Here is a 16,790-nt window from a genome sequence, read left to right as displayed (position 1 = left end):
AGCTCTATGGATCTCTAAAGTACACCTTTTCATAATCGGACATACAGAACATTTTTGGCTAAGTCCGGCTGATTTCTTGGCTATTTTCGTTACGTTTTTCATTAGATTTTTAAATTAATTATTACGATTCCTTTCCGCTGCGACTTCGCTCATACACATCTTGCACCAGGAGGTGAGACATCGGTATTCCTTATCCTCATATCTGACAGTCCTGTTATAGAACCGGTGAAGCGGAAGGGAACGTCCGCAATGTGGACAAACCTTTCTTCCGGCTTCCGTACCTGCAACCGTCTTAGTTTTACGGCGTACAAGCGTACATCCCCTGCATTCATCCAGTCTGCCTTTGTACTTCCGGCATTTGTGCAGGGAGATGCGCCCGCATGGAGCGAATTTCTCGCAGTCGAATCTGGGTTCTGTATGATAGATGTTCATACGGCACTGTCCATCAAATCAAACAATGTGGGTGCGCTAACTTCCATCTCCGCCTCATACAGATATGAAAGACTGTCTTTCCAATAGTCATAATTTAGTTCAGTAGATAATCCCTTACGTTTCAGTCTGATGGCACAATAAGGTACTGTGCCGATACCTCCGAAGGGGTCAAACACCAACTCACCCTTGTTTGAATACCGTTCAATCAGTCTTTCAACGATATCGAGCTGTAAAGGGCAGATGTGGTTCTGCCGTTTCTTCTGTGACTGCTTGGTATTGAGCGTGCGCATACGGGTGACATCATCCCATATCCAATCTTTCTTGCTTACAGGGTCAACGGCCATAAATGTTTTAGGCAGCTTTCCGTATATTTCCAATTCTTCAGCGAATGATACATGTTCCTCGTAGTTATATATATGTTCACGTTCGTAGTTCCTGAACAGATGGCGTATCTTATCTATTCCGGCTCCTTTCATGTCCTCACAGCTCAATAGAGAGTTACCAGAAGATTTCCAACTTGCATGGGCATCTATCTGCCAACGGGCAAGCGAGTATTCACTCTTATTCTTTGTCACCGGCAAATCAGCATAGGCTCGTGAGGTATCAGAAGGCAACTTTCGGAAGAGAAGAACATATTCCGGGCAACCGATACCCATCTTTGAACCGTCCTTGCACATCTCTGTATATCCAAGCCGATAAGTCTGGTTGTTCTCCCTCACCACATCCGTATCCACTGTAATACGCCCCATGTAGCGGAACCCGTGCTTCAGATAATGGAACACTGTCATTTCGCTGAACGGGTCGATGGTGGGCATACCGTCACCCGTAACGTTGCCGAACAGTACACGGTCCTTTACATGGATGCAGGCCAACCGGCCGGGCTTTAAAATACGCATAAGCTCCGGGGTGAGATAGTCCATCTGCTCAAAGAACTTGCCGTTGTCTTCATTATGCCCGAAATCATTATAGGTAGGCGTATATTCGTAGTGGTTGGAGAACGGAATACTGGTTACAATCAGGTCTACCGAATTATCTTCCATCTTCTGACATTCAAGTACATTGTCATTATTGATAGCTTTCCACAGTTTGCCGGACTTCTCTTCCCGACTGGCGAACATCCAGCGCATCATCTTTTCCTCTGCCTGCAAGCCGAACAAACCGTTCTTGCGGACTATATCGGTCATCTTGGCTACCATCTGGCGGTGCTGCGCCCACTTCTGCATGAATGATTTGAATATTTCACCTTCGCTTTCGGCATACACCAAGTAAAGGTCTACGGGATGCTGCTGCATAAACCGGTAGATACGGGCTATTGCCTGAAACTTGTCATTGAAACGGTAGTCAATAAACATGATTGCCTTGTGGCAGTGGTACTGGAAGTTCAAACCCTCACCAAGCATTTCAGGTTTGGCGGCCAGATATTTCAGACGGCCGTCTTTGAAATCCGCTATCACTCTGTCGGCTTCCTCATCATCTTGCGAGCCATACACAGCCTTACATCCGGGAATTGCCTTGCAGAGTGCCTCACGTTCAGCCTCCAAGTCATGCCATAAAAGGAAATGGTCGTCTTTGTTTTCCGGGCGATTGATAATCTTTACCACACGGGCAATCTTTTCCTGCATGTTGTCCCGACGTTCCTTAGCTGCATCAGCAAGGCCTAGAGCAGCCTCACGGAACATTTTCACCTGTCCGTCACGGTCGGTGCCGGCAGTGGAGTTGTCCACACTCACGACTTCTTCATGTACCCGTAACTCTGGTAACTCATATCCTGTATCGGGATAACCTAAATCAGACGGTTTGGTGAGGAACAACGCCCATGTACTTACCCATAACCAGAATTCCTTCTCCTTGTGGGGATAGAGGGTAAGATTGTTCGCCTTCGTGCTGTCACGCTGGAAGAACCTTGTAAGTGCCTGCCCGGTATCCATCACTCCAAGGTAGCCGGCATAGTGTATCAGTTCCTTGTATCTGTTGGGTGATGGCGTGGCAGTGGCAACAAACCTGTACGGAACTTCTGCAAACAGAGGAAGAAACTCCTGATAGGTCTTGGTTCCGAATCCACGTAACACGCTCGCTTCATCCAATGAGGTAACGGTAAAGTAGGAAGGTTCTATTCTTATTCCGTCCTCGCCGTCACGGACACGTTCATAGTTTGTCACCATGATATTGGTCGGACATTGCTTCACCTCCTGCATAGTACGTACATAGGTCACTTTCATACCCAGATGCTTTTCGGCCTGTGTCAGGAACTCCACTACTACACGCTTGGGGCAAACTATCAACCCTTTGCCTCCTGTGCGGTTCAGGATCACCCGCAGTATCTCCAACTGGGTTACGGTTTTCTGCATACCGAAGCTGGAGAATATCGCCCTGCAACCGCCGGAAATAGCCCAACGTACTGTATCTTTCACATGAGGGTATAAATACGGGGAAATTTCTTCCGGTCTGACTTCAAACCCAGTCTGATGGCTGATTGCCATCTTGTCTTTCAAAAATTCTATATAATCTTTCATTATGCTATTCTTTTGTTGATTTCTCCTTTCTAAACAGGTGGCTGAACGCATTATCCAAATCCAAGTCCAGATTCAGTTTGGACGGGAAAGATTTAATGTATTCGTACATCTTATAAGCGAGGTTGTCATCATCACCGCACCTATCAATCAGTGTGAGCAACATGGCGTTCACCATGTCAGAATCATTGCCGAAGTTTTCCTGAGTGGATTCGCTGCAATGATTCACATCACTTTTCAATCTCTTTATTGCGGCTATGGCTGTGTTGAAGTTTCTTTTTGAATCGTGCCGCAATTCAAAGCCTTCTTTCTTATATTGCTGCTGCATTTCTAGAAGGTTGGTTTCTAAAACGTCCGTGAGGACAAATACGATGTTGGTTATCGTATTCAGTTTGTCTGTTCCTTGCATAATCGTGTATTCTTATTTCTAATTTGAATAAATCCCCTTCGTTCTGTTTCTTCTAACAGTGAAAAGTCTTCATCCTTGATTTCACATTCTGTTTCGTAGTTCACGGAAGTATAACTTGGGATATTGAACTTTTTCCGGATTCTTACGATAACATCCGGATTTCTTGTTACCCAGTAAACGGTTATTCTCATGGTGGCATCAACATTTTCTTGGCTTCTTTATCTCCGGCATCAGCACGCCGCTTGATCTCAAGGTATTCGGAATAATAGATCCCACTGTTAACTTGTGCTTGAGATAAAGGTTTAAATTTATCAGCCTCCTTAATACTTTCTGCAGAACCAACAGTATCACGGTGAATATCATATTTTGTTAGCCAATTCATAATAACCTCTCCATCCATACGGCCGAATATTTGCCCAAACATTCCTTTTTTAGCCATATTGAAAAATAATTTAAAATCATCTTGTGTGTAGTGTGGATAAGTTTCAATGATTAGATTTATAGTATCAGCAACCTGTATTGCGTCCATCGCCCCATTCACTGAATAAAACCGAAGAAAGCTATTCATCCATTTCACCATCAAGGCTTGCAATTTTATTTCTCCAAATTCTTTTGATATATCTGTTATCGAAACCTGTGGAGCATTGAATACATCAAGAACTGTTCTCGGCCTAATGCTGTCCCAATATAGCATCGGCGAGGTCTTCAAGAGATTGACGGCTTGCTGCCTTGTCTTGGGCAACTCTTCCGGTGGTATAAGTTCCTGTGGATTGTATTGAATTACTTGATTTTCCATTAAATTTTTCCCTGTTAGCCCACGTGGCAAGTCGTTTAGCAACCTCCCATGTTTGATTAGTTTCAAATTTCATTTTAGTTTCTGACTTATTCAGTTCAGACCAATAGTCGAAGAAAGCACGTATCATCTCTTTCCCGTATCTTTCGACATACGGAACTAAAGACTGATAGAAAGCATCTCTTCGTTTGAGTGTAGCGGCTTTAGCCGCGGCAAGTTTCTTCGCTTGCTCGACTTTCTTTGCCTCTACGCTAGTAGAGGTTTCTTTAGTTTTCTTTCTTTTTACTTTTACTTTACTTTGTCTATTATCAACAGTATTAATTGAATTATTTGCATGATTAATCGGATTATTTGTGCAATTAATCATATATTCAGGGATAATTTCAGTTTCTTTTCTTTGATATGTGGCAAGTAAAAATCGCCTTTGTATTCCGGCCGATGTCAGCACTCTATGCACGGAGAACATTTCCGCGTCAAAGAATCCAACCTGTACGGCCTTAGTCAATACTTCTTTTACTGCGCCCTCGGAAACCCCAACAGTGTCAGCAATAACAAAAGGCAAATCTTCGTCCCACAAAATGTAATACCCTTCATCCTTGTAGATATTACACAGCAGGCAAATAAGTATGGAAGTCGATTGTGGGCCACAAGCCCTTGCGATTTTCCTGACCTTCACGTCCGAAAAGAAACCTACATCCAAAGGAAAGTAATCTATTCCCTGTTTTGTAGGTCTGCCAGCCATATTATTTAGGTTTAAAACTCATATCTTAAAATCTCACGTTAGTTAATTGCCTTCCGTTAGAAAATACAGCCCATTTACCGTTGCCACTGTCGTGCAATCGCAAGTCTGACACCTCCCCGAAACGCTTGATATTTCCACAGAGGTCAACAATCCACCCACATTCCTTAGAGGGATGCGGACGGATAGCCCGACCGACTATCTGATACCACATAGCTAAAGACATTGTAGGACGTGCCATAACGACCGTATCAAGTTCAGGATAGTCAAAGCCGGTCGTAAGTACACCCACATTCGCCACTACCGGAATTTCACCAGCTTTGAACGCTTCAAGAATATGTTCGCGTTCTTTCTTAGGAGTATCACCCGAAACAATTGCGATTTCGGGTATAGACCATGTAAGCCGTTCCGCTTCTTTCAAGAAGCGGGTAAATACCAAAATGCCTTTCCGTTTTCCTCCGGCTTTGGGGTTCATCAGCCTTTGGACGATATGAACAAGATAACCGTAGAAGTCTATCCGTTCATATTCTTTTTGAACTGACCTATCCGTATAGTCGGCACCAGTAGTATTTACTTTCAAGTTAAGTTCATTCCACCCTGAAGGATTCATTGAATAGTAATCCAACTTCGCCAAGTAGCCCATATCTAATAAGGTTGATACCTGTACATGATAAATGACCTCTGAAAAGACATGAGGTTTTGTCCGAGTGATAAATTTCAGCATGGAGCCGAAATCACGGCTGGAGCTTAAACGGTATGGCGTTGCTGTCAGTCCAAGAACCTTACACTTCACTGCATCAAAAAAATCCTTGTACATTCCCTCTTTGGGGTTTACAAGATGACATTCATCCACAATGATGTTCTTGAAGTGGGTAAACAGTTCGGGATGATTCTTCACACTGCCGATGGTGGCAAATGTTATCCGGCTTATCTCCTTTGAATTAAAGGAAGCCGAATAGATACTGCAATCAAGAATACCGTATGAACAGAGCTTCTTAAAATTTTGTTCCAATATCTCTTTGCTTGGCTGGAACACCAAGGTATGTCCGTCAAGCCTTGCGGCTATATCCGCTATGATAAGCGACTTTCCGCTGCCCGTAGGTAACACCATAATGGCATTAGTTTTCTTGGTCTTGTTGTTGAAGAAAGAAACGGCAGCATCAGAGGCTTTCTGTTGGTAATCACGTAGTTTGTACATTGTCTGCTCTTCTTTCTGTAACGGTTCTGATTCTTCCAAGTTTCATTATCTCATCGCACATCCAAGTATATCCACAGAAACCTTTAGATTTCCGCATTATTTTTTTAGATTCGCTTGGTGTAACATATCTGACTTCCACATTTGCTACCCATCCATCGCCAAAATCATAATAGAAGTTTCCTTCTTTTAGATTTGAATAGATTGGCTTTCCACGTCTAAATGCAACCTGCGAATAGGCATATAAATTTCCTTCTCCAGTCCATTTACCATTCCATGAATTGTTTTTGGGCATAGTGAGGATAAATAAAGCTATTGTCTTATTTTCTTTTTTTATCGGTGTGAGTTTATATTCAACTCCTTCAATGATAGTGGATTTCATATTCCTTTCTCCTTTCGTAATTTCTTATTGAGTGCTTTGTAATACTTAATTAGTTGCTCGTACTCAAAATCTGACATCTTAGAAGTACCAGCAGCTTTTACTTTCAGCAAGTCAAATTTCTGTTGCCCGATTTTAGCTATCAGATTAACCCGGTAGCCTTCCAAATGGTCAGCTTTGAACCTGTTGCAGTGACGGCACTCAGCATGGCAGTTATTTTCATCGAAACGTGTCGCCAGGTGTGTGCGGCTGAAATAGTGCCCGCAGTCTGCTTGTGTAAACGGCTTTATCTGTCCGCACGAGATACATCTAAAATACCCGTTTGGCATTGCATCACGAAGCCGGATAAAAAGGGAAAACTCTTTGTCGAGCTTAGCTTTCAAATCCGGCTTCTTCTTTACTGTTATCCCTGCTTTATCAAACAGAGGTAAAGGCTTGTCTTTTTTCTTAGCCTTTGTTCGTTTTATGTAGTATGGCATACTATTATTTATAATATAAGGGCATATCTGATAGAGAGGATAAAGTGTCTAATTTTAAACTCATCTTGGGAAATATGATATGCCCTTTTATTGTTATCTTTGCTTTGTCTAATTTTAAACTTTAAAGTATATGAGAGATAAATCATTTTATAAAGAAAAGGCGGAAGCAATAAAAAATGACGTATTGGAGATACAGAAAAAAGGAGAAATCTTTAATATAGAAGACCCTTTCAATTCGTATCCGGGAATATATGATGCTATTAGGGAGTTTGTTCATCTTGTATTTGCTTTTAATCCCGGACTTCCTTTAAACAAGGAACTCGAAAGTCTAAGCAATCTTAGATTTAAATCCGCTGCCGTTGGAGGGCGCATTGATTTTGTGCAAAAAGATTTCGATAAAGTAATCTCCAAAATAGACTTTTTCATTCACTACCTTGACACATACGTTGATTAAAGTACTTGTTTGATTTTATCCTCCAAGCAAGTATTTCTTTCGAGTTCAACACAATCAATTAAGGATTGCTTTATTTTATCGGGAAGCATTTTTAGTGCTTCCCGGTTTTTAACTTTCATGCCTACAATTGACAATGAGAACTCTGCATCGAATATGTTTCCGGTTTCGGGTACTGCTATTTTTATTTCCATTTCCATAATGTATGATTTTATTTGTTTACCAATTAAAGCCCCGAAGCGTATTCTCCGGGGCACAACCATTATTCACTAACCCTTGCCATTTATGTGTGGCTCACATTTATGAGGGGCGTGGCAGAATCGAACTGCCCTCCTCTACATTGCTGCGCATCACAATAGTCACACCAGCCAAACGCCCCATATTCGCCCGTCCTATCTTCACAGACCGAGCAGGCAGGTTAACAAAGTTATTCCATATAAGCCATTGAAAATTCTTTCGGAATAAACCGCCCGACCGGTATAGGTTTGGCGGATTCAATAGCTGTATGGATTTCTCTCTTTTTGAACTCATGCCCCTTTTCTTTGGCTTGTTTCTCACATTCTTCCTCTTTATTTTTGAGGTAGTGAGTAATAAGCATCATCGCTCTGTCAACGTTGAAGGTGTTCACGACAAAAGTCTGAACTCTCTCGTCTTCATTCTCCCCATCCGTGAATGTGATTTTCGTCTCAATCTGGTAGAATTTCTTTTCATTCGGTTTAGATTCTTCGTCACTATCTTCCGTCTCATCGTCCATTTTGTCAACGTATTCTGCCATAGTGATTTCATTTTTGAGATAGGCAAGCGAAGCATCGTCAACCTTACGTTCTTTCAAGTTGTCAGTAAGAATCACGCAAGAATCGAACTCCTTGACCATTGTCAAGGTGAATCCGAACATATAGTTTAGTTCGATGTAATCTTTCAAGATACTACAAGTATTCTCCAATCCGGTGGCATACAGCAGGAACTTATGTTTCTTGTCACCTATTTGCGCTTGAGCGATGTACGGATATAAAACACTGTTCTCGTTCTCGAATGCCAAGCGGTTCTGGTTGCTGACTTCCACTTCCTTAATGCCGTCAGCTTCCATACTGAAACGAATTTTCGCCAAAGTGTCTTGGTCTATCAGCGTGCCACGGTCAAAAAGAATTTCATTCCGTTCGATGGTTACTGTTTCACCTGTATCTTCATCAATGAAAGATTCCTCCCATGTTTTGAGGACACGTTTTGCAAGGTACATGTTGAGCATCTTTTTCGGATCAGATGTCACATACCTGATTTCTGTTTTTCTTGTTTCTATCATAACTAAATAAATTCTTGATTTCTTTGTATTTCCTGCTGGGCGTATATCAGCATTTGATGTTCATTTGCAGCCGGCAGATAGATACCAGCCACCGATGCGCTCCAATTACGGAAACGGTCAATACTCAGGGTCATTTCCCCCGTTGTCAGTTCGGCAGAGCTTCTCAGATAGGTTACTTCATTGCCTTTCTTGTTGACCGTCTTACGTTCAAACAAATCACGGTTGCAAGTCCTCTTATAAAAATCAATTTTTGCTTCGTCGAGACTGCAACCGTACTCACTACCGAAATACCCTAAAAGAAGATGCAAGTAGCTGTTTTGGGCAAGCGTGCGGTTAGGTAGTTTCTTTTTCACTTCCACCACCGCACGTTCACTAAACAGCTTGTTTACATACTCCTTGAACTTGGGTATTTGATATTCATTCTTCAAGTCGAACAGCATACGCTAAAAAGGCAAATCATCCTTTACATTGCCATTAGCATCAACCGGAGGCGGAAAGTTCTGCGGCTGTTGCTGATAAGTCGGTTGTGGCGCTGGCTGTTGTATCGATGTTGTCTGTTGGGATTGAGATACACCGCCACGCGCTTCTATTTTATAGCATCGAATGGATACCATACGTTTGAATTCTCCGTCTTGATTCGTCCAAGAACGCCCTTGTAAGACAAATGATACAGTAACAACATCACCCTGATTAAAGCGGTCAAGTTCTGTACACTTGTCACCCGAAAACTCTAAGGGAATAATGTTCTCATACTCGCTACGCTCTCCCGTATAAGGGTCGTAAGTGGTAGCATCTAAAATGAACTCCCGTTTGGTAAATGTAGCTCCACCGTTTTTGGACGTAATTTGGACGGTCTGTTCGATTTGAATTATCCGTCCGGTTATTTGGTTTGCCATTAATTTTCTCCTCCAAAAATCTTTTAATTAATATTTCCATATAAATCCATACGAAGTCTTACTTCTTCCACAGCAACAATTTTGAATAGGTGAACTTTGGAATCCGTTACTTACCGCTGCTGATTTCAACGAAGGATATTTCTTAACGAAGTCACCAGATTTGGTATATTGATAGACTGGCACACCATTAGCTTTCCCCTTACGCTCTTGGAGCGTTCCATAATTCATATTGTATGAATGTGTACACCATTCAAGATTTTCAACTCTGTTATTGGATTTATTTTCGTCTTTATGATTTATTTGAGTATAGTTATTTGGATTTTGAATGAAAGCTAAAGCCACCAATCTGTGAACGCTATGCGTTTTATGAATGCCATTCTTTGTTAGAACAACAGAACGATACCCATGACTATCAGAAGGCGTTAATATCTTTTCTTCAAAATGTGTTACAGCTCCGTTTCTTATAAATTTTTTAGGCATAGATTTTATTCTGCCTAAAGATGATACCTCATAAAGACCTTCATAATCTTTAATAGGCTTCCAAATTTCACTACTCATTATTTGATATAATTTTGGTATCGGTTATAAGTTCTCTGTTTTCTTCCAAGAACCGGATAAACTCCTCACAATGATTAGTGAGAATAGGAATATCACGCTCTGGGTTGAAAACGTACATCTCTGTATAGGTATCTACCACATAACCGCCTTTGTTGAACTCTACAATGTTATACTCAAATGTCCGTACATCCGAACCGTTCTGCATCAAAGCATAAGGATAAACAAGGTGTTGATGGTGGTCTTTGAACTTCCCTACGGTATAGCTTCCGGTTGTTTTGATGTCGTGGACGCTGGCCGGCATCAGCTCGTCAATTACCCCATAAACCAAAACATTGCCGTATGCGGTTGGAAGAATCGCTTCTACTCTTTGTTGGGTTAATGCGCCTTTGTAGTAATTGGCAAACTCTCGGCAAAGTGAAATTGGGAAAGTAAAAACGCGATTATTATAGGTAGCTTTCAAACCTATAACCTCGTTGGTTTGAACCTCATCGTAATACAAAGGTTTACCTGTTTCGTCACAAGCTCCTTCGCGTATTACCTTATATACCTTTTCAACTTGCACAGTTTCGGATTTCCGATTTTCAATCATACAGTCAATGATTTCATTGAAAACCGTGCCACGGTCTGCCGCTTCGCTGTCGAATGGCTTGCGGTTAATCCGGTCTATCAGTTCTTGAAACTGTTGTTCGTGAAATTCTTCGGGAGTATGGGGTGGATTTTCTGACCACCCCCAATACTTATCCCAAATCACATCACTATTCAGATATCCCCCAAAGGCATCGAGAAGCGTTGCGTAAATACGATATTTAGGCTGCTGGTTCATATTTCTTTTCTGAATTAAGTTTCAGATTCAAAGACTTCGCTTTGTTGGCTACCAACTTTGCCGCCATTTGCTTTGAAGAACCAACGTGCTCAAAATTATCTATTTGCGCGATAAAATTATTGGCAGATTCCGCATCCGTAATAAGTTCAATCTGCTCTTTGATTTCTTCAATAACTTTATCATACTTTTCTTGTGCCGCTTTCTTCGCTGCAAGCATACCCAAATACGAATTGATTATCTTGGTAGTGATAAAGTCGTTCTTGGCGGTTGGATTACCGTTTTTGTCAAGGATGGTAGGAACTTCCATCACTGAAGGAAGATTGCAAGTATTCTTACCATCATTTCTTGAAGTTGGGTCAAAAGTGATGGTACGTCTTTGGACGCCTCTTTCGCTTTTCATTTCAAGATAACCGAGCAAATCCAGTTCAGTAACGATAGAGTTGTAGGATTTTTCACGCAAGGCAGGGATAAACACCGTATCATCACCTTCTTTTCTTGTGTCGCGATGGGCAACGAAAATGATGTGCTTGTTAAGCCCCGAGAGTGTTCGTGTCATCCATGAAAACTCCGCATTGATACCGCTCCAATCCCTGATAGACGGTTGGCGGCTGCCACATTTATAAGTAATGATGAAATCCATCATCTTACCGATTGTATCAACTACAATGGTCTGATAAACAGACAAATCCTCCTGCAAGACCTGTTGAACATCACTCCATGAAGTGACCTGTACAGTATCTATGTTTTCCAAATGCGCCATATTCATACGCTTAACGCCATTATCGAAATCCAATAATAACGGTTTCGGTGCGCTCAATGCCACTGTTGATTTTCCCATACCAGCCTGACCGTAAATCATCATCTTTACAGTGGTAGGAATTACTAATTCATTTGATTTTTTAATAAGACTCATAATCGTAAAATTTAAAGGGTTTATATTACTTTCATTCTATTCAAAAATCTATTGATCGACTCCAAATTGTACCAAATCATTTTTCCATCTTTGGCAAATGAAACCTGGGCGTTATTCCTAAGTTTATCAAGGTAATCAACGCTACACCCCAAATAAGCCATCGTTTCATCCTTATTAAGCCAAAGTTTCTGTACGGATTCAACCTTTCCTCTTTTCATATCATATCTTTCAGAAATTCTATTTTCTCTTCTCTAATCCGTTTTGCCCTACGCATATCCGAATGGAAATCCTGATAAAACGTAATTGAAAACACACATAATAAACAACAGGCGATAACAGAACGGGCTATTGGTGGGAAATCCATAGTGAATTTCATGCCAGCCAAACGCTCATATAGCATGGTCGCCAGTTCTCTTCCATTTCTTACATGAAGAATCTCGAAAGCCTTCTGCAACTGGTTGTTTATTGTGCTCACAGCCCTGCATTTCAAATCGGCTATCTCCTTCTTCTCATACCCTTGTGCATACATTCGTGCCGTAATCTCGCATTCAGGTGTAAGTTCATTAAAAACTCTCCTCATAATCGTGTAAGTCGGCTGATTAATAATTGCGGATAACCTCAATATATCCGGCTTCCCTGTTAGTGTCCACCGAATACAACGTTTGCTCCTTGTCTATTATCCGGTCAATCCTTGCCAACCTATTAAGATCAGCGGTACACCTGCGAAGCTGTCCGGCAAGCTTGTCGCTAAAGTCAAAGCTGATTCTGTCATTCTTCTTTTTCAGCTTTTTCTTGATTTCTGTTCTTTCTTTCAGTTCTTTTGCCATAAGAATAAAATTTAATTAATGATTCGTGGATGGTAAGGGAATCGAACCCCTCTCAATCGTGCCAATTGGTTGCACAGCACGAAGCTCTAACCGATAAGCTAACCATCCGATTAAAAAAGGTGCACTATCCTCACGGACGGCACACCCAGTACAAACATCAAAATAAAACACGAATATCTAATCTATTATCAGAACAATGCTTTTAACCGCATTCTTGAAATGATCAAACTTCTGTTGCAAATCACTCCAAGATTTATACCATGTTTTTTTCTCTTCAGCTAATTTTTCGTTAGCCTTTTCCAGTTCTTGCACACGCCTTACTAAATCTTCATGCGTCATGCCTCTTAATTCTTCCACTGTCATAATCGTATAAGTTTAAAACATCGTTAAAAAGGTAGGAGTCGAACCTACTTCTTGTAAGCCAGATGAATATAGAAATCAGAATATGAGTTAATACCAACAATTAATTGCTTACACGCATTCCAACAATGCTACTTCATAAATTACCGCCCGGCTGGTTTACAAGGTTATTGTGCACTCATACCCATGCGCCTTGTGCCGGATTTGAGGTCTACCTTTTAGCGGTATTACAATTTGTCATTTATTTCAACTCTTTATAAGAGATTCTTATTAGAAAAGCACATCCGGCACATATAACACCCATTATAGTGACAGAGAATATTTTCATAGGACTGTAAGTAGTGATAGCCCCGTAAAGCATACCGGCAGCGCATATACTAACCAATATGGATAAAATGAATTGGATTGTTTTCATAATCGTATAAATTTAAATAAGTACCTGTACCCTAATCGAATAGCAGAACCTTATTTCAGTTCAGTACAGGCTATATTGTCGAAAACAGTACGGACGCCTAACCCGTATGCTCACTGCTCAAAGACGATTCTTTGCGGTGTTTTCTATTAATTGTTAAACATTGCACAGCTCACAAGCTCCAACTTGCTTATGTGCGTTTGTTATCTTTGGTTGGCAAAAACGGCTTATGAATTACACCGTAATTGCTTTTACAGAATTTCAAAGAACTAATCAATAGTACCCTACCCGATTCTCGCTATCGGTTGCCGTTCAATCCGTCTGTAGGGCTGTCGTGCGTTGCATAATCGTGTATTATGCGTATCGGCTGATACCTTGTACCCGGCATAGAGCATCGTAGTCCATGCCATCATCTTCACAAGTTTCAAAACCTTTTAAGGCATCTTCCAAACTGTCTATCTCATCCGTTATCAACTGGATAGCTTCTTTTTTGCTATCAGCATTGAACATCAGGCAGACAGCCTCTTCATCATTGTTATGGGCAGCCTCTAAATCTTTATAAAGGCTATCCAATTGCTGGTTAATCGTGTAAGCATTCATATCCATATCTTTTATGCGATTGACATCAGATTAGCTTTTTTGAAGCATCTGAATTCTTGGCGTTCAGTATCATAGTAAGTCTGGACGGTATCATTCTTTTTTCTGTTGTCAGTACCAGTGATGGCAGGCATCAGCTTTTCATTTAGTGTACCGTATGCCTCACGAACGGAACCGTCCACTTTTTTGAAGTAGAACTTCACTATCTTCTTTTTCATCTCACCTTTCAACTTCAAGTTAGCCCAAGCGACCTTCATTGCTTCGCTCATGGTGTAGCCATTACGCTTAACGAACTGCCAAGCAAGGCTCATTACTTCGTGTAAAAATTCTCTTGTTCTCATAATCGTGTATTTTAATATGTTTATACTATTTGAAATCTGAATTAATCTTCGTTTCTTTGTATCAGTTTAATTTGATAATGCAAAAATACTACTATTTTTCAGTAATAGATTCTTTTTACTGAAAAATAGTAGTACAACAACACTATTTAACTATTAAAGCAGGTTATACCTTATTATAATATGAAGAAGAAAGAGAATTGGGCTTTAGGATTGAGTGGCATTGCAGTAGTAATAAGCATCGTATCAATCTGTGTTGCACACCCTCACAAGGCAGAGTTGGGCTTTGACTATCAAGGCGTATTGGTTGGGGTTCTATCATTGCTTGTAACAACCTTGATAGGATGGAACATATATACGATAATTGACATAAAAAGCACAAGAGATAAGATTGATGAAATATCAACTGGAGCATCATTCATGGTACAAAAAAACATGGCTGTTTCTGAAAACACTAATTGGATGATATACCATTACTTACTGTTAGAGAAAGACCCATTAGGATTAGAATATAGGTTTTTATATCATGGAGTTGCGTGTTTATTTCACACTTCGCAATTTTCGGATATAATCACATGCAATGCCGTAGTAAAAGGATTACTTGAATGTATTGTAAATCCCAAATCCATAACTATTACAAAAAGCGGGAAAAACGAAATACTCAAACTTTTATCCGGTGTGAAACATACCGATAAAATAGAAGGATACCTTGAATTATTAAATAGGATAGCTTTGGTGAATGTGAGGTAGAAAAATGACAATTCGTAAATGAAGATTGAATTTGAGAATATAAATTCTCACCCTCATCACTGTCCAAAAATTCTGTAGAGAAACCTTCGGGAATTTTCTTTTCCATAGCAAATAGTAAAGCGACCAACTCCAAAGTTGCGGTTTGAAGTCAAGTCGCCTATATAGTCCCTTAATGGGAATAGTTAAACAATTTAGTCGAAATCATCCGCAACTTGATTCCGACACAAATATACTGAAAGATAACAGTAAAACCCCAAAAAGATGAGCACAAAAGAAAGATTTGTTGAATATTTAAAAATCAAAGGGATTGGACAAACCGCTTTTGAAGAATCAGCTGGTTTATCTCGTGGAGCTATTGCCAAAAAAACGGGCTTTAATGCAGATTCAATAGAAAAGATAGCGTCTGCTTGCCCTGACCTTAATATAAATTGGTTAATAACTGGAATTGGCAACATGACAATTAATACCAATTCGTCAATCACTGAAACTCCAACCACGAATAAAGATATTAAAATACTTGATATACGTGTATGCGCAGGACATGGAATTGGATTTGACGGAAATGAAAACAAGGTTATTGGATATGTGAATATACCAGAATTTACTGGATGCTATGGAATAACCGTATATGGTGATTCTATGTACGATATGTATATGTCGGGAGATACAATCTTTGTCCGTGAAATAAAAGACAAACGAAACATAGACAATGGACAGCCGTATGTAATTATAACAAAAGAAGACAGACTTCTTAAAATGATTCATATCGACTACGAGCGAAAAAAAACAATATTGTCTTCCTACAACAATATAGCTAATCCGGATGGGAAAAGAAAATATCCCGATATGGAAATTGACATAGATAATGATGTAATTCATTTATACAAGGTTGTCGGGAAACTGGCAAGAACGCAAATGTAATTCATTAGTAATGCTATGAGCTTCAATTAATACACATGGAGTCTATATAACAATAAAATATTATGGAAGATATAAATTCAGAACTCAATGAACAAAAAAGAAAAGTAGATTTTAATTCTTACGATATGAGTGTAAAGGAATTAATATCTATGGTAAATGATGGACTTATTGACATAGCTCCTGAATACCAAAGACAATTCAGATGGGACGCACTTAGACAATCAACTCTTATTGAGTCTATTTTTTTGGGTATTCCAGTACCTTCATTGTTCATGGCAACCAATCCAGACGGTACATGGGAAGTGATAGATGGTGTACAAAGACTTAGTTCCATCATTAATTTTGCAGCAGAAAAAGATTCTTCAGCAAGGAAAAAAATTAAAAAAGAAATTCCATTACAACTTTGCGGACTGAAGAAAATGAAGTCTTTTAATGAAAAGGATTTCAAATGCTTGCCACGTTCATTACAAATTGACTTTTTACTAAAGCCGTTAAAGATAACAACATTAAGTGATAAAAGTGACAAATCCATAAGGTTTGACCTATTTGAAAGATTAAACACTGGAGGCATAAAATTATCAGACCAAGAGATTAGAAGCTGTATTTTCAGAGGTCAATTTAATGATTTTATAAAAAGACTATCATTAAACAATAATTTTAGAAGAGTTGTAAAACTCTCCAAAAATTCAGAGAATGACGGAACTAGAG

Annotated in this window: 25 protein-coding genes, 1 tRNA gene and 1 pseudogene; 4 read left to right on the top strand and 23 right to left on the bottom strand. The window is 40.0% G+C overall.

Annotated features, from left to right (window positions below; all coding sequences use genetic code 11):
• Nucleotides 1–114 precede the first annotated feature (114 nt).
• The 9 genes from AB5935_RS14940 to AB5935_RS14900 are packed head-to-tail and all read right to left on the bottom strand — an operon-like array spanning nt 115 to nt 6,936.
• Nucleotides 115–432 (bottom strand): hypothetical protein, encoded by a 318-nt coding sequence (locus AB5935_RS14940; RefSeq protein WP_120053447.1) that lies wholly within the window; start codon nt 430–432, stop codon nt 115–117.
• On the bottom strand, nt 429–2,945 hold the full coding sequence (locus tag AB5935_RS14935; RefSeq protein WP_038609960.1) for a DNA methyltransferase: 2,517 nt from the start codon (nt 2,943–2,945) through the stop codon (nt 429–431). Before AB5935_RS14935 ends, AB5935_RS14940 begins: the two co-directional genes overlap by 4 nt.
• A gap of 4 nt (nt 2,946–2,949) precedes the next feature.
• Nucleotides 2,950–3,351 carry a hypothetical protein gene (locus AB5935_RS14930; protein ID WP_038609963.1) on the bottom strand — a complete coding sequence of 134 codons (402 nt, stop codon included), beginning with the start codon at nt 3,349–3,351 and terminating at the stop codon, nt 2,950–2,952.
• Nucleotides 3,330–3,542 (bottom strand): hypothetical protein, encoded by a 213-nt coding sequence (locus tag AB5935_RS14925; RefSeq protein WP_007851957.1) that lies wholly within the window; start codon nt 3,540–3,542, stop codon nt 3,330–3,332. The genes AB5935_RS14930 and AB5935_RS14925 overlap by 22 nt, the downstream gene beginning before the upstream one ends.
• On the bottom strand, nt 3,539–4,045 hold the full coding sequence (locus AB5935_RS14920; RefSeq protein ID WP_038609967.1) for a DUF6633 family protein: 507 nt from the start codon (nt 4,043–4,045) through the stop codon (nt 3,539–3,541). Before AB5935_RS14920 ends, AB5935_RS14925 begins: the two co-directional genes overlap by 4 nt.
• Nucleotides 4,023–4,886 carry a DUF4373 domain-containing protein gene (locus AB5935_RS14915; RefSeq protein ID WP_051926271.1) on the bottom strand — a complete coding sequence of 288 codons (864 nt, stop codon included), beginning with the start codon at nt 4,884–4,886 and terminating at the stop codon, nt 4,023–4,025. Before AB5935_RS14915 ends, AB5935_RS14920 begins: the two co-directional genes overlap by 23 nt.
• Before the next feature lie 25 nt (nt 4,887–4,911).
• Complete coding sequence (locus tag AB5935_RS14910) at nt 4,912–6,081, bottom strand: DEAD/DEAH box helicase (protein ID WP_038609976.1); 1,170 nt, start codon at nt 6,079–6,081, stop codon at nt 4,912–4,914.
• On the bottom strand, nt 6,065–6,460 hold the full coding sequence (locus AB5935_RS14905) for a hypothetical protein (RefSeq protein WP_051926272.1): 396 nt from the start codon (nt 6,458–6,460) through the stop codon (nt 6,065–6,067). The genes AB5935_RS14910 and AB5935_RS14905 overlap by 17 nt, the downstream gene beginning before the upstream one ends.
• The gene (locus AB5935_RS14900; RefSeq protein WP_038609978.1) at nt 6,457–6,936 is read right to left on the bottom strand and encodes a recombination protein NinG; all 480 of its coding nucleotides are present in this window, start codon (nt 6,934–6,936) and stop codon (nt 6,457–6,459) included. Before AB5935_RS14900 ends, AB5935_RS14905 begins: the two co-directional genes overlap by 4 nt.
• Nucleotides 6,937–7,066: 130 nt before the next feature.
• Here AB5935_RS14900 and AB5935_RS14895 point away from each other — a divergent pair, with 130 nt between their 5' ends.
• Nucleotides 7,067–7,390: a hypothetical protein gene (locus AB5935_RS14895; RefSeq protein WP_038609982.1), complete on the top strand. Its 324-nt coding sequence runs from the start codon at nt 7,067–7,069 to the stop codon at nt 7,388–7,390.
• Here the strand turns inward: AB5935_RS14895 and AB5935_RS14890 are convergent.
• The 14 genes and pseudogenes from AB5935_RS14890 to AB5935_RS14825 all read right to left on the bottom strand — a co-directional run bounded on the left by AB5935_RS14890 (nt 7,387) and on the right by AB5935_RS14825 (nt 14,414).
• Nucleotides 7,387–7,587 carry a hypothetical protein gene (locus tag AB5935_RS14890; RefSeq protein ID WP_130054178.1) on the bottom strand — a complete coding sequence of 67 codons (201 nt, stop codon included), beginning with the start codon at nt 7,585–7,587 and terminating at the stop codon, nt 7,387–7,389. The two genes, AB5935_RS14895 and AB5935_RS14890, sit on opposite strands and share 4 nt — an antisense overlap.
• 919 nt (nt 7,588–8,506) lie before the next feature.
• Nucleotides 8,507–8,624: pseudogene (locus AB5935_RS28450) on the bottom strand (RNA polymerase subunit sigma); the annotation flags it as partial.
• Between the two features lie 65 nt (nt 8,625–8,689).
• A complete protein-coding gene (locus tag AB5935_RS14880; RefSeq protein WP_007851986.1) occupies nt 8,690–9,127 on the bottom strand; it encodes a hypothetical protein in 438 nt (145 codons plus the stop codon).
• Nucleotides 9,128–9,130: 3 nt separating this feature from the next.
• Nucleotides 9,131–9,583, bottom strand: coding sequence for a DUF3127 domain-containing protein (locus tag AB5935_RS14875; RefSeq protein WP_038609991.1), 453 nt, complete (start codon nt 9,581–9,583; stop codon nt 9,131–9,133).
• A 27-nt stretch (nt 9,584–9,610) separates the two neighbouring features.
• Nucleotides 9,611–10,141 (bottom strand): NUMOD4 domain-containing protein, encoded by a 531-nt coding sequence (locus AB5935_RS14870; protein ID WP_038609994.1) that lies wholly within the window; start codon nt 10,139–10,141, stop codon nt 9,611–9,613.
• Nucleotides 10,134–10,964 (bottom strand): hypothetical protein, encoded by an 831-nt coding sequence (locus tag AB5935_RS14865; protein ID WP_038609997.1) that lies wholly within the window; start codon nt 10,962–10,964, stop codon nt 10,134–10,136. The genes AB5935_RS14870 and AB5935_RS14865 overlap by 8 nt, the downstream gene beginning before the upstream one ends.
• The gene (locus AB5935_RS14860; protein ID WP_007851993.1) at nt 10,948–11,877 is read right to left on the bottom strand and encodes an ATP-binding protein; all 930 of its coding nucleotides are present in this window, start codon (nt 11,875–11,877) and stop codon (nt 10,948–10,950) included. The genes AB5935_RS14865 and AB5935_RS14860 overlap by 17 nt, the downstream gene beginning before the upstream one ends.
• A 214-nt stretch (nt 11,878–12,091) precedes the next feature.
• Nucleotides 12,092–12,457 carry a hypothetical protein gene (locus tag AB5935_RS14855; RefSeq protein ID WP_038610003.1) on the bottom strand — a complete coding sequence of 122 codons (366 nt, stop codon included), beginning with the start codon at nt 12,455–12,457 and terminating at the stop codon, nt 12,092–12,094.
• Nucleotides 12,458–12,476: 19 nt separating this feature from the next.
• The gene (locus AB5935_RS14850; RefSeq protein WP_005847700.1) at nt 12,477–12,704 is read right to left on the bottom strand and encodes a hypothetical protein; all 228 of its coding nucleotides are present in this window, start codon (nt 12,702–12,704) and stop codon (nt 12,477–12,479) included.
• Nucleotides 12,705–12,730: 26 nt separating this feature from the next.
• Nucleotides 12,731–12,812: transfer RNA gene (locus AB5935_RS14845), tRNA-OTHER, on the bottom strand.
• 69 nt (nt 12,813–12,881) lie between these two features.
• Nucleotides 12,882–13,067 carry a hypothetical protein gene (locus AB5935_RS14840; protein ID WP_038610006.1) on the bottom strand — a complete coding sequence of 62 codons (186 nt, stop codon included), beginning with the start codon at nt 13,065–13,067 and terminating at the stop codon, nt 12,882–12,884.
• Between the two features lie 238 nt (nt 13,068–13,305).
• The gene (locus AB5935_RS14835; RefSeq protein ID WP_007852000.1) at nt 13,306–13,479 is read right to left on the bottom strand and encodes a hypothetical protein; all 174 of its coding nucleotides are present in this window, start codon (nt 13,477–13,479) and stop codon (nt 13,306–13,308) included.
• Nucleotides 13,480–13,830: 351 nt separating this feature from the next.
• Nucleotides 13,831–14,076 (bottom strand): hypothetical protein, encoded by a 246-nt coding sequence (locus tag AB5935_RS14830; RefSeq protein WP_005846908.1) that lies wholly within the window; start codon nt 14,074–14,076, stop codon nt 13,831–13,833.
• 11 nt (nt 14,077–14,087) lie between these two features.
• Nucleotides 14,088–14,414, bottom strand: a complete 327-nt coding sequence (locus AB5935_RS14825; protein WP_005847706.1) for an SH3 beta-barrel fold-containing protein — start codon at nt 14,412–14,414, stop codon at nt 14,088–14,090.
• Between the two features lie 180 nt (nt 14,415–14,594).
• Here AB5935_RS14825 and AB5935_RS14820 point away from each other — a divergent pair, with 180 nt between their 5' ends.
• The 3 genes from AB5935_RS14820 to AB5935_RS14810 form a co-directional block, all read left to right on the top strand.
• Nucleotides 14,595–15,161 (top strand): hypothetical protein, encoded by a 567-nt coding sequence (locus tag AB5935_RS14820; RefSeq protein ID WP_038610009.1) that lies wholly within the window; start codon nt 14,595–14,597, stop codon nt 15,159–15,161.
• 261 nt (nt 15,162–15,422) lie between these two features.
• Nucleotides 15,423–16,082 (top strand): helix-turn-helix transcriptional regulator, encoded by a 660-nt coding sequence (locus AB5935_RS14815; RefSeq protein ID WP_051926273.1) that lies wholly within the window; start codon nt 15,423–15,425, stop codon nt 16,080–16,082.
• A 62-nt stretch (nt 16,083–16,144) separates the two neighbouring features.
• The coding region (locus AB5935_RS14810) for a DUF262 domain-containing protein (RefSeq protein WP_368327465.1) at nt 16,145–16,790 on the top strand (646 nt) is incomplete at its 3' end.

It is taken from the genome of Phocaeicola sp. RTP21198st1_B8_RTP21198_201120 (assembly GCF_040929485.1).
Lineage (GTDB): Bacteria > Bacteroidota > Bacteroidia > Bacteroidales > Bacteroidaceae > Phocaeicola > Phocaeicola dorei.
Note: the sequence above shows the minus strand (reverse complement) of the source record. Positions and strands in the feature narration are given on the sequence as shown.

Bases quoted from the DNA above. Each gene is read 5' to 3' on its own strand.
- AB5935_RS14910 (WP_038609976.1), bottom strand. From the start codon at position 6,081: ATGTACAAACTACGTGATTACCAACAGAAAGCCTCTGATGCTGCCGTT.
- AB5935_RS14835 (WP_007852000.1), bottom strand. From the start codon at position 13,479: ATGAAAACAATCCAATTCATTTTATCCATATTGGTTAGTATATGCGCT.
- AB5935_RS14935 (WP_038609960.1), bottom strand. From the start codon at position 2,945: ATGAAAGATTATATAGAATTTTTGAAAGACAAGATGGCAATCAGCCAT.
- AB5935_RS14900 (WP_038609978.1), bottom strand. From the start codon at position 6,936: ATGCCATACTACATAAAACGAACAAAGGCTAAGAAAAAAGACAAGCCT.
- AB5935_RS14905 (WP_051926272.1), bottom strand. From the start codon at position 6,460: ATGAAATCCACTATCATTGAAGGAGTTGAATATAAACTCACACCGATA.
- AB5935_RS14925 (WP_007851957.1), bottom strand. From the start codon at position 3,542: ATGAGAATAACCGTTTACTGGGTAACAAGAAATCCGGATGTTATCGTA.
- AB5935_RS14825 (WP_005847706.1), bottom strand. From the start codon at position 14,414: ATGAGAACAAGAGAATTTTTACACGAAGTAATGAGCCTTGCTTGGCAG.
- AB5935_RS14940 (WP_120053447.1), bottom strand. From the start codon at position 432: ATGAACATCTATCATACAGAACCCAGATTCGACTGCGAGAAATTCGCT.
- AB5935_RS14930 (WP_038609963.1), bottom strand. From the start codon at position 3,351: ATGCAAGGAACAGACAAACTGAATACGATAACCAACATCGTATTTGTC.
- AB5935_RS14895 (WP_038609982.1), top strand. From the start codon at position 7,067: ATGAGAGATAAATCATTTTATAAAGAAAAGGCGGAAGCAATAAAAAAT.
- AB5935_RS14880 (WP_007851986.1), bottom strand. From the start codon at position 9,127: ATGCTGTTCGACTTGAAGAATGAATATCAAATACCCAAGTTCAAGGAG.
- AB5935_RS14920 (WP_038609967.1), bottom strand. From the start codon at position 4,045: ATGCTATATTGGGACAGCATTAGGCCGAGAACAGTTCTTGATGTATTC.
- AB5935_RS14820 (WP_038610009.1), top strand. From the start codon at position 14,595: ATGAAGAAGAAAGAGAATTGGGCTTTAGGATTGAGTGGCATTGCAGTA.
- AB5935_RS14890 (WP_130054178.1), bottom strand. From the start codon at position 7,587: ATGGAAATGGAAATAAAAATAGCAGTACCCGAAACCGGAAACATATTC.
- AB5935_RS14815 (WP_051926273.1), top strand. From the start codon at position 15,423: ATGAGCACAAAAGAAAGATTTGTTGAATATTTAAAAATCAAAGGGATT.
- AB5935_RS14915 (WP_051926271.1), bottom strand. From the start codon at position 4,886: ATGGCTGGCAGACCTACAAAACAGGGAATAGATTACTTTCCTTTGGAT.
- AB5935_RS14875 (WP_038609991.1), bottom strand. From the start codon at position 9,583: ATGGCAAACCAAATAACCGGACGGATAATTCAAATCGAACAGACCGTC.
- AB5935_RS14870 (WP_038609994.1), bottom strand. From the start codon at position 10,141: ATGAGTAGTGAAATTTGGAAGCCTATTAAAGATTATGAAGGTCTTTAT.
- AB5935_RS14840 (WP_038610006.1), bottom strand. From the start codon at position 13,067: ATGACAGTGGAAGAATTAAGAGGCATGACGCATGAAGATTTAGTAAGG.
- AB5935_RS14855 (WP_038610003.1), bottom strand. From the start codon at position 12,457: ATGAGGAGAGTTTTTAATGAACTTACACCTGAATGCGAGATTACGGCA.
- AB5935_RS14850 (WP_005847700.1), bottom strand. From the start codon at position 12,704: ATGGCAAAAGAACTGAAAGAAAGAACAGAAATCAAGAAAAAGCTGAAA.
- AB5935_RS14860 (WP_007851993.1), bottom strand. From the start codon at position 11,877: ATGAGTCTTATTAAAAAATCAAATGAATTAGTAATTCCTACCACTGTA.
- AB5935_RS14865 (WP_038609997.1), bottom strand. From the start codon at position 10,964: ATGAACCAGCAGCCTAAATATCGTATTTACGCAACGCTTCTCGATGCC.
- AB5935_RS14830 (WP_005846908.1), bottom strand. From the start codon at position 14,076: ATGAATGCTTACACGATTAACCAGCAATTGGATAGCCTTTATAAAGAT.